Source organism: Lactiplantibacillus sp. C232, from assembly GCF_023806725.1.
Lineage (GTDB): Bacteria > Bacillota > Bacilli > Lactobacillales > Lactobacillaceae > Lactiplantibacillus > Lactiplantibacillus plantarum.
The window spans coordinates 166,402-175,072 of record NZ_JAMSKZ010000007.1 but is presented as its reverse complement, the minus strand read 5'-3'; the positions used below and the strand labels follow the sequence as shown (position 1 = coordinate 175,072).

Below are 8,671 nucleotides of genomic sequence, written 5' to 3'. Positions count from 1 at the left end.
GGGAATGCCTCCTGTGATGTTTTCTGTGGTTACTAAATATCATAAGGGAAGGCATTCCCTATTTCTATACAATTCAGAAATCTTTTATGCATTTACACAAGATATTTTACGCTCTCGGCAATTCCCAGTGATATCAAAGATGTTGTTAATATTTTTCACCTGTCAGGGTGGCGTTGGTGGACACACTTTTTAATTCCATCACTGTTTCCATCGTTCATTACCGCAATTATTAATGCTGCTGGGGCAGCCTGGAATGCTGATATTGCGGCTGAATTGATTAGCTGGGGTACCCACCAGTATGCGGTTACTGGACTTGGTGCTTACATTGCCCAAAATATCAATAATAAGCCTGCAGAAGCAACTGGAGTACTGATTATTTGTGTCATTGTTGGGTTATGCGTTGTGTTGATTTGGCAACCATTATATCGATTTGCTGAACGTCGCTTTCATTATTAATACGAGGAGGAGTTTAAGTTGAAAAAAGCAGTTTTATTAGATGTTGATCACGTTTCAAAGTCATTTATACTTTCAAAACAACGGCAGTCTGAACTGATTTTGGAAGCGGTTAGTTTGCAGGTTCAAACCCACCAGTTTATTAGTATTATTGGTTCGTCTGGTGTCGGAAAATCAACACTATTACGAATGATTGCGGGGATTATTCGGCCCAGCTATGGCGCCATTACTTTTGATGGTAATTTAGTCACGGCTCCTAATCGCCGTATGAGTATGGTATTTCAGAACTTTGCGCTATTTCCATGGTTGACAGTACGTCAAAATATCATGTTTGGCCTAGAAAGTCAGCTTAATTCTGACTGTCAATATGTTGACAATCAAATTGACAATTTAATTAATTTGATTGGTTTAAAAGGGTTGAAAAATGCGTACCCCTATGAACTATCTGGAGGGATGAAACAACGCGTTGGTTTTGCGCGTGCACTTGCTGTTGAGCCAGAACTGCTCCTTTTGGATGAACCGTTTTCAGCACTGGATGTTTTAACAGGGCAGCGGTTAGGGCAAGATTTGATCACATTATGGGAACGCAGGAAATTTAAAATGCAAGCGATTGTTTTGATAACGCACAATATTTCTGAAGCGGTTCGTCTTTCAGACGTCATTTATGTTCTAGGAGGGAAACCTGCACAAATTATGAACACTTATCAGATTAAGACGCCTAGAAATCAACGTACTGAGCAACAAATTTGGGCCAAGACAATGGCAATTACTGATCAGTTTAAGCGCGATATGAATGAAATGCGGGGGGACTGAGTTTATGAGAAGGCGGCAACTACCTAAATGGCAAAGAAAACGACTAATTGTACTAGTAACGAGTTGTATAACCTTTATGTTAGTAGCTTTCACAATTCAAGGTATTCGGTTATTTGACATGTTGCACTCGTTCCATGAGTCACGAGTTATTAAGTCGCATCATAATTTGACCCAGCAACCGGTCAGTACTTTTTTATTGATGGGGTTAGATAATAGTGGCAAGCGCAAATTATCGACAACGCGCACGGATGGAATGATGGTAGTCATTGTAAACCATAAAACTAAAACAATGACCTTATGTAGTTTATTACGGGATACTTTTGTTAAGATCCATTCGCAGCAATATCATGGTTATCAGCGCATTGAATCGGCGTATACCTATGGTGGTGATGCAGCGGCGATAGCGACCGTTGAACATTATTTGAATTTACCAATTGATTATTATCTAACTGTTAATTGGGATGGTTTTATTAGGGCAATCGATGATATTGGTCCCGTTGAAGTTAATGTTGATCGTGATTTTATCGGACAAGATTACTGGGGAAAACCAGAAAAATTTAAAGCAGGTTTGCAATCGATGTCTGGTGCACGTGCATTAGCCTATGCACGCGAAAGACATATTGACAACGATCAACACCGTGGTTTTCGGCAGCAAGCCGTCTTTTACGCAATGGTCAAGCGCTTGAATCAGGAAGGGCTTTCGTCTAAAGGGGCCAAAGTTGTCGGTGATTTGAAAGATCAAATGAGGACTAATTTGACGAATCACGATATGTTAACACTGTTTAAAAGTCGTAAAACTTTTAAGCGATATCGAGTAAAACGATTGACATTTCAGTGGCGAACGTTTGATGTTGCTGGCCGTAGTATGGTAGAGGTTTATCCGGACAGTCGCGTACAGGTGAGTCGGCAACTACAAGCCGCCGCTGGGCTACGGCCAGACTTGCCTTCGCAGACCTTTACAACCAATGGACATTATCGGTATGCCAGCGATGAAAGCGTTGAAAGTAAGGCTGATGAAGCTAAGGCTGATACGCATTATGGCCAATCGCATGTGTACGTAGGTCATGCTGGTAATACTACTATTGGTAAATTACCAGCAGCGGTGCCGTTGAAAAATGGTTTCCGAGTTTCAGATAGGACTGAAACGATGTACACGGTACATTAGATTCCGATAATCGTTAGCAAGTGGACACTATTCAGTAACCAAAACGAGCCAGACAGTTTTAAGTGCTATAGTCCCCTTAAGGTTGATAGATGAAATGATATACTTCATCTATCAATTTTAAGGAGATTTTATTATATCTAGAACCAATTTTATGGTCACAGAAAAATTAGCTATTATTCTGGGTCTTGAAAAAACTAACCTGACTAAATCAACGTGTTTTAAAGCGTGTGGTATCGCTCGAAGTACTTTCATCAGATGTCAAAATTTTTATATGCAGGATGGTCTGGAAGGATTAAAAGAACAGCACAATTGGATTCGATATATCTCAGAGATTAAGCGGCAGGCCATATCAGCGTACTTGAATGATGAAAGTAGTTTGTGGGATATTCAAATCAGATTTGGCCTTAGAAGTACTAGACGGCTGGAGGACCGGATCAGTGAATTGCTGGTCCACATTATGAGTAGAAAAATAACTTTTGAAGAACGCATTAGAATCGTTGAATACATTACGGTGAGTGAACATGCATATTCCCGAGCAGCGAAACATTACAATGTATCTTATCAGCAAATCCGTTTCTGGATGCTCAAAACCACCACCAATGGTTACATCGCACTTAAAGACCGGTTTGGATGGACGAAACCAATTGAAAAAATGACTGAGGTTGAACGACTAAGGCTCAAGAAACGTCAACTTAAGATTCAAATCAAGGAGCAGGAGGTTTGACTTCTTTTTAAAAAAGTCCAAAAAATACAGCACAAAGATTGAATGCACAACATAAATTAGCCTATCAAGGAATCAAAACCGTCGGCTCGGATATTCATGGTGTTCAGGCCACCTTGTTTAGCAAGCCAGGTTTGTCGCGCTCAGTCTATAATAAGTGGCTTCATCATGAATCGATTGGTTTTGGGTTTTCAGTTAAACACTTGATATCTGTATCTGTACTCCATCTAAAATGTTAAAGTTGTATTAAGCGGCCTCAACGCATCAAACAAACTAAGTAAGAAATTAAATCAAGTAACTCAGTCTAACCAAGTAGGATTATCCGATTCCACCGAAGTCGTTTATGGGCTAATAACAAGCACAAAGCCCGATTTACGGCTTAAGTCCAGCCAACCAGCGAGGCGGTGGTTGGCGCCTTTACCCAGGCTTTTAAGAACGCTGGTGATGTCCAACTGATGGCTCATACTGATCGTGGGTTAACTTACACGTTTAAGACTTTTGATACTTTAATGAAATCATACGAATAGTACAAAGAAACGGCTCTACCGCATTTGAATACCGCGATGAAGCCGTTTGAAAAGTAATTAAAAATCATATTATTTCATTCATCAACTTGACAAGGACTGATGTCCCCAAAAGAGCTTTTAAATAATAATTTCATTCATAACCTTTAACTTCATCCAGATGCCGAAACGCACACGACCATACCAGTTTCCCGATATGGTCGTATGCGTCTCAGTTTAGGTTGAAAAGTTTACTTCTTTTCCTGCACGATGTAGTGGGGCCGGTGTTTTGATTCGATATAAATCTTACCAATGTAATTGCCGATAATCCCCAGACAGAACAGCTGAATGCCACCGATTAAGAGCATAATCGTGATGGTTGAGGCCCAACCACTGACACTGTTATCAAATAATATTTTACGAATAATAACGACAAATATACTGATAATGGAGATTAGTGAGAGCAAGCCGCCGGTGAAGGTCGCAATCTTCAGGGGTACATCTGAGAAGTCGACGATGGCATCCATTGAATAATTGAATAATTGCCAAATTGACCAGTGTGTCTCGCCAGCGGAACGGGGCTGATTTTCGAACTTCAAATAAGTTGTTCGGAAACCGACCCAGTTGAAGATGCCTTTTGAAAATCGGTTATATTCAGGCAATTCCAAAATAGCATCAACCATCTGACGTGTCATTAACCGGTAATCGCGGGCGTTTGGAATAATTTGTACTTTTGAAATTTTGTTGACAACTGAGTAAAACGAGCGTGATAAGAATGACCGGATCATTGGTTCACCAACGCGATTTTCCCGCATTGTACCGATACAGTCATAGTCACCGGTTTGAAGCATTGCCAGCATTTTAGGCAATAAAGTCGGTGGATCTTGTAGATCAACGTCCATGACGGCGACGTAATCGCCAATGGTGTGCTCCAAACCGGCTAATAAACCAGCCTCCTTACCAAAATTTCGCGAAAAGGAGACATAGTGGACAGTGTCAGGATGGGCGGCGTTTAAAGTTCGTAGTACGTTCAAAGTGTCGTCAGATGAGCCATCATTAACGAAAACATATTCAGTAGTGATATCCTTGAACGACTCTGGATTATCTGCCAAGACTTTTTCAACGGTGTTATAAAATATTTCAATCGTTGGTTCCTCGTTATAGCATGGAACAACAAGACTCATGGTTTTCATAATAATTGTATCCGACCTTTTTATAATTTTTAGATTGATCTATTAATTAGGGCTCCTACTGATTAATAAAGAAAGGAATTTTAAACCAGTATGAATATCATAGCTTGAATTAAGGTATAAAGCAATCAAATATCAAACCACAAAAATTGTAATGATGTCACGATAGCTTGTCAATTACACCACCAATCAATTATGTCGACAGCGATGCGCCATGTTATTTCAAACTTCACACCTGGCAGTGTTGAGTAGTTTGCAAAAAAACAACTCCAACTGGGCACAGTAGCATGGCCCGTTGAAGCTGTTGGAAAAGTGATTATTGTGATTTATCTTTTTGAGATTGGGCGATGGGTGTCAAGGTGGACTTAGAAATATTCACAACCGTCAAATTTATATTTTGACAACCGAAATGCCCAATTAGCGGATATGAATCTATAGCCGTAAACAGCTAATTATTTGCGAGCGAAACCCAATTAGTGGCCTGAATGGTATCAATTCGATAGACAGCAATGGTGACGTCTTTTAAGGATCCATAAAGTGTCCCTACAATTGTTAATGGTGAAACGGAATCGCCCACGCGTACTTGCCAGGTACACTTGTTGTGGAAGTTCGGCCGGTCGATACGCAGTTCAATATGTTGATTGCTCAGCGAATTGATAACGAGACGCGAGGGTGACAGGCTAATGATATCACCATCAATCGGGGCATTAATCACCGGACTGGTCGGTTGTATGGCTAATAGCCCGATTTGTTGGGGTGATGTGGCAGTGGGAATCACCGTATAAGTACCGGCGACGGGTGCCTGAAGACTATTTCGTTTTTGATGATGTGAGAACCACATGTTTACCGCGCTCCTTACTTGGTGCTTGTCTTAATCGCCTTATTTAATAACAGCATAAATTATGGAACCCGTCCCAGGTCAAGCAATTGCGGGCAGTATTTTTGTCGTGAAATGCTATAATAGTTAAGAAATCTTAGGATGGTTAACGAACGGGGTGGTCAAGATGGATTTTGTAGAATTGACACCGATCGCATTGGGGCATACACCGCTTGGCACACGCGGACCGAATCCCCATATTCATGATTGGCAACTCGATTGGCAAAAACTAAGTAGTTTGATTGCTGATAATCAAGACGTGATGATGCAGGTGGACGCCGGACTTGCTGAAGATTGGTTGAATACGCACGGCACCATTTGGGACAATGTACAAGGCTATCACCGCTACCCGAATGACAACCGGGCGTTTGATGACACCGTTTTTTGGGCGGCGTCTACTTGGGCGACACCGGCAATTGTTGTGACTTTTCATAATGAAATTAGTCGGGCTTTCAGCTGCTATCGGGTCGGAACTGACCCTGATTTTCATTACTTAGGGCCACGCGGACGTGCATATTAATCCCTTATTGTCATTAACAAATTGGAGGAAAAGACGTGAAAGTTGGAATCGACAAGTTGCATTTTGCAACTTCACATTTATACGTAGACATGGCGGAACTGGCGACAGCTCGCCAGGCAGAACCTGATAAGTATTTGATTGGTATTGGTCAGTCTAAAATGGCGGTGATTCCGCCGAGTCAGGATGTAGTGACGTTAGCTGCTAATGCTGCCGCACCGATGCTGACAGCGACTGACATTGCGGCTATTGATTTATTAGTCGTCGGTACCGAGTCGGGGATCGACAATTCCAAAGCGAGTGCGATTTACGTCGCTAAGTTGCTCGGTTTGAGTCAGCGGGTTCGAACAATTGAAATGAAAGAAGCCTGCTATGCGGCGACGGCTGGTGTCCAACTGGCCCAAGATCACGTGCGTGTTCATCCAGATAAAAAGGCGCTGGTCATTGGTAGTGACGTGGCACGCTACGGATTGAACACACCGGGCGAGCCAACTCAAGGTGGTGGGGCGGTTGCTATGTTAATTAGTGCGGATCCTAAAGTATTAGTACTGGGTACTGAGTCAAGTCTACTGAGCGAAGATGTGATGGACTTTTGGCGACCGTTGTATCATACAGAAGCCCTAGTTGACGGCAAATACTCGTCTAATATCTATATTGATTATTTTCAAGATGTGTTTAAGAATTACCTGCAAACGACTCAAACTAGTCCAGACGCACTGACGGCCTTGGTTTTTCATTTGCCATATACAAAGATGGGACTTAAAGCGCTTCGAAGCGTGTTACCATTAGTTGATGCCGAGAAACAAGCCCAGTGGTTGGCGCACTTCGAACATGCGCGTCAGCTAAATCGACAAGTTGGTAACTTGTATACTGGTTCACTCTATTTGAGCTTGTTATCGCAGTTACTGACTGATCCTCAGTTACAACCAGGGAATCGACTCGGATTATTCAGTTATGGCTCGGGTGCCGAGGGTGAATTTTATACCGGGGTTATTCAGCCGGATTATCAGACCGGTTTAGATCATGGCCTACCACAACGGTTGGCTCGTCGTCGCCGAGTTAGTGTGGCGGAGTATGAAGCCTTATTCAGTCATCAATTGCAATGGCGGGCCGATGATCAGTCGGTCAGCTATGCTGATGATCCCCATCGATTCGTATTGACCGGTCAAAAGAACGAACAACGTCAATATTTGGATCAACAAGTTTAAACAAAAAAGTCACTTGTTACTAGCAAATTTGCTAGACAAGTGACTTTTCCTATTTGAAGTTATTGGTCATAATTTGACCATCTTGGACACTCAACAGCGTCTTGTCAGTGGTATCTGGTTGTAGCAACTGAATCGTGTAACCAGCGGCAAGATTCTTTTGGAGCGATTTTGACAACGATTTAAAATTCGAAGTAATCGTGGTGATTGCTTTTTGGTTTTGAGATGGATATGATTTAATCGTCTTCAAAGATTTAACGTACTTTTTATTGGTTGGCGTAATCGTATATGTTTTCGTTGACTTGGTGAATGCAACGGTACCAATCGATTGATAGTTAGATTGTAATTGTTTAAGGATATTTTCTTCATTCAACTTAGTCGTTGCGGCCGCGCGTTTGGTGCTGGCTTCGTTAAAAACGACTTGTGAGGAACTCAAGCTCGTTGATTTGGACTTGCTGGTACTAGCGCTAGTACTCGTGCTAGATGATGCTTTGCGCGCCGATTGCTGTGACTGGTTGTATGGCCAGTAAGGCAATTTAACGACCGCGTAGATGGTGACCAGGGCGCTGAGGACCGTAATTAGTGTTAGAAATTTCCAACCACCACCGGTTTGACGTGCGTAAATCACGGAAAATAATGCTAATAGAAAAACAATCAAGCCCATAATGGCTAGGAACAACATGTAACCAACTCCCAATGTTTAAAATAGTATAATCATTATACCATTGAACTATTGGCTGTTCGTCACAGATTTGAAATATTTTGAAAAGAGATCCGACTAATAACCAATTTGACGCCAGCACTTTTTCTGTCGATACATCGGGAGAATCAGGCGCCGCTGATTCAATAGCAATGGTGCTACCACCAAATCACAGTAACGCCACAGTGGGATAGTGTTGATGCCTGGCGCAAGGTTCTTGCAGCGTATCTCTCAGCGCACGGTTGTTTACAACAAGCGGGTGGTATATTTACGAGCTACCGATAAATAGGTGCGACGAGTAGGTATCGCGCTTCGATTAGGCTTGAAAGAGGACGGATTGCCAATTTACAAACGGCGATACTAACGAATCGGGGTGATGATGACTTTTTTATTCAGAAGGCAATCGGTTGGGCACTACGGGATTATGGCAAGGTGAATCCGGAATGGGGGCGTGCTTTTGTCGCAAATAACGTGCTCTCGTCCCTGGCACGGCGGGAAGGGTGTAAATATTTGTGAGTGGAATCTGT

9 protein-coding genes and 1 pseudogene are annotated in these 8,671 nt (G+C 42.2%); 7 read left to right on the top strand and 3 right to left on the bottom strand.

Translation table 11 applies throughout. The features are described from left to right. Window positions 1-117: 117 nt before the first annotated feature. The 4 genes and pseudogenes from MZO41_RS08835 to MZO41_RS08820 all read left to right on the top strand — a co-directional run. Window positions 118-456 (top strand): annotated as a pseudogene (locus MZO41_RS08835) (ABC transporter permease subunit); the annotation flags it as partial. A gap of 18 nt (window positions 457-474) precedes the next feature. Next, entirely contained in the window at window positions 475-1,266 is a 792-nt protein-coding gene (locus MZO41_RS08830) for an ABC transporter ATP-binding protein (protein WP_003645638.1), read from the top strand. Between the two features lie 76 nt (window positions 1,267-1,342). After that, window positions 1,343-2,431, top strand: a complete 1,089-nt coding sequence (locus MZO41_RS08825; protein WP_015380460.1) for an LCP family protein — start codon at window positions 1,343-1,345, stop codon at window positions 2,429-2,431. A 151-nt stretch (window positions 2,432-2,582) separates the two neighbouring features. Continuing rightward, a complete protein-coding gene (locus MZO41_RS08820) occupies window positions 2,583-3,155 on the top strand; it encodes a helix-turn-helix domain containing protein (protein ID WP_013355616.1) in 573 nt (190 codons plus the stop codon). Between the two features lie 751 nt (window positions 3,156-3,906). Here the strand turns inward: MZO41_RS08820 and MZO41_RS08815 are convergent. Further along, window positions 3,907-4,848, bottom strand: a complete 942-nt coding sequence (locus tag MZO41_RS08815) for a glycosyltransferase family 2 protein (RefSeq protein WP_003640752.1) — start codon at window positions 4,846-4,848, stop codon at window positions 3,907-3,909. Window positions 4,849-5,293: 445 nt separating this feature from the next. Next, the gene (locus MZO41_RS08810; RefSeq protein ID WP_003644503.1) at window positions 5,294-5,686 is read right to left on the bottom strand and encodes a hypothetical protein; all 393 of its coding nucleotides are present in this window, start codon (window positions 5,684-5,686) and stop codon (window positions 5,294-5,296) included. Window positions 5,687-5,849: 163 nt separating this feature from the next. Between MZO41_RS08810 and MZO41_RS08805 the strand changes: the two genes are divergently transcribed. After that, entirely contained in the window at window positions 5,850-6,242 is a 393-nt protein-coding gene (locus MZO41_RS08805; RefSeq protein WP_003640750.1) for a hypothetical protein, read from the top strand. A 35-nt stretch (window positions 6,243-6,277) separates the two neighbouring features. After that, window positions 6,278-7,447 (top strand): hydroxymethylglutaryl-CoA synthase, encoded by a 1,170-nt coding sequence (locus tag MZO41_RS08800; RefSeq protein ID WP_013355614.1) that lies wholly within the window; start codon window positions 6,278-6,280, stop codon window positions 7,445-7,447. Between the two features lie 49 nt (window positions 7,448-7,496). Here MZO41_RS08800 and MZO41_RS08795 read toward each other — a convergent pair whose 3' ends face one another. Then, a complete protein-coding gene (locus MZO41_RS08795; protein ID WP_003645631.1) occupies window positions 7,497-8,126 on the bottom strand; it encodes a hypothetical protein in 630 nt (209 codons plus the stop codon). 303 nt (window positions 8,127-8,429) lie between these two features. On the opposite strand from MZO41_RS08795, the gene MZO41_RS08790 reads away from it, so the two are divergent. Next, complete coding sequence (locus tag MZO41_RS08790) at window positions 8,430-8,660, top strand: DNA alkylation repair protein (RefSeq protein WP_089178220.1); 231 nt, start codon at window positions 8,430-8,432, stop codon at window positions 8,658-8,660. The last annotated feature ends 11 nt before the right edge of the window (window positions 8,661-8,671 follow it).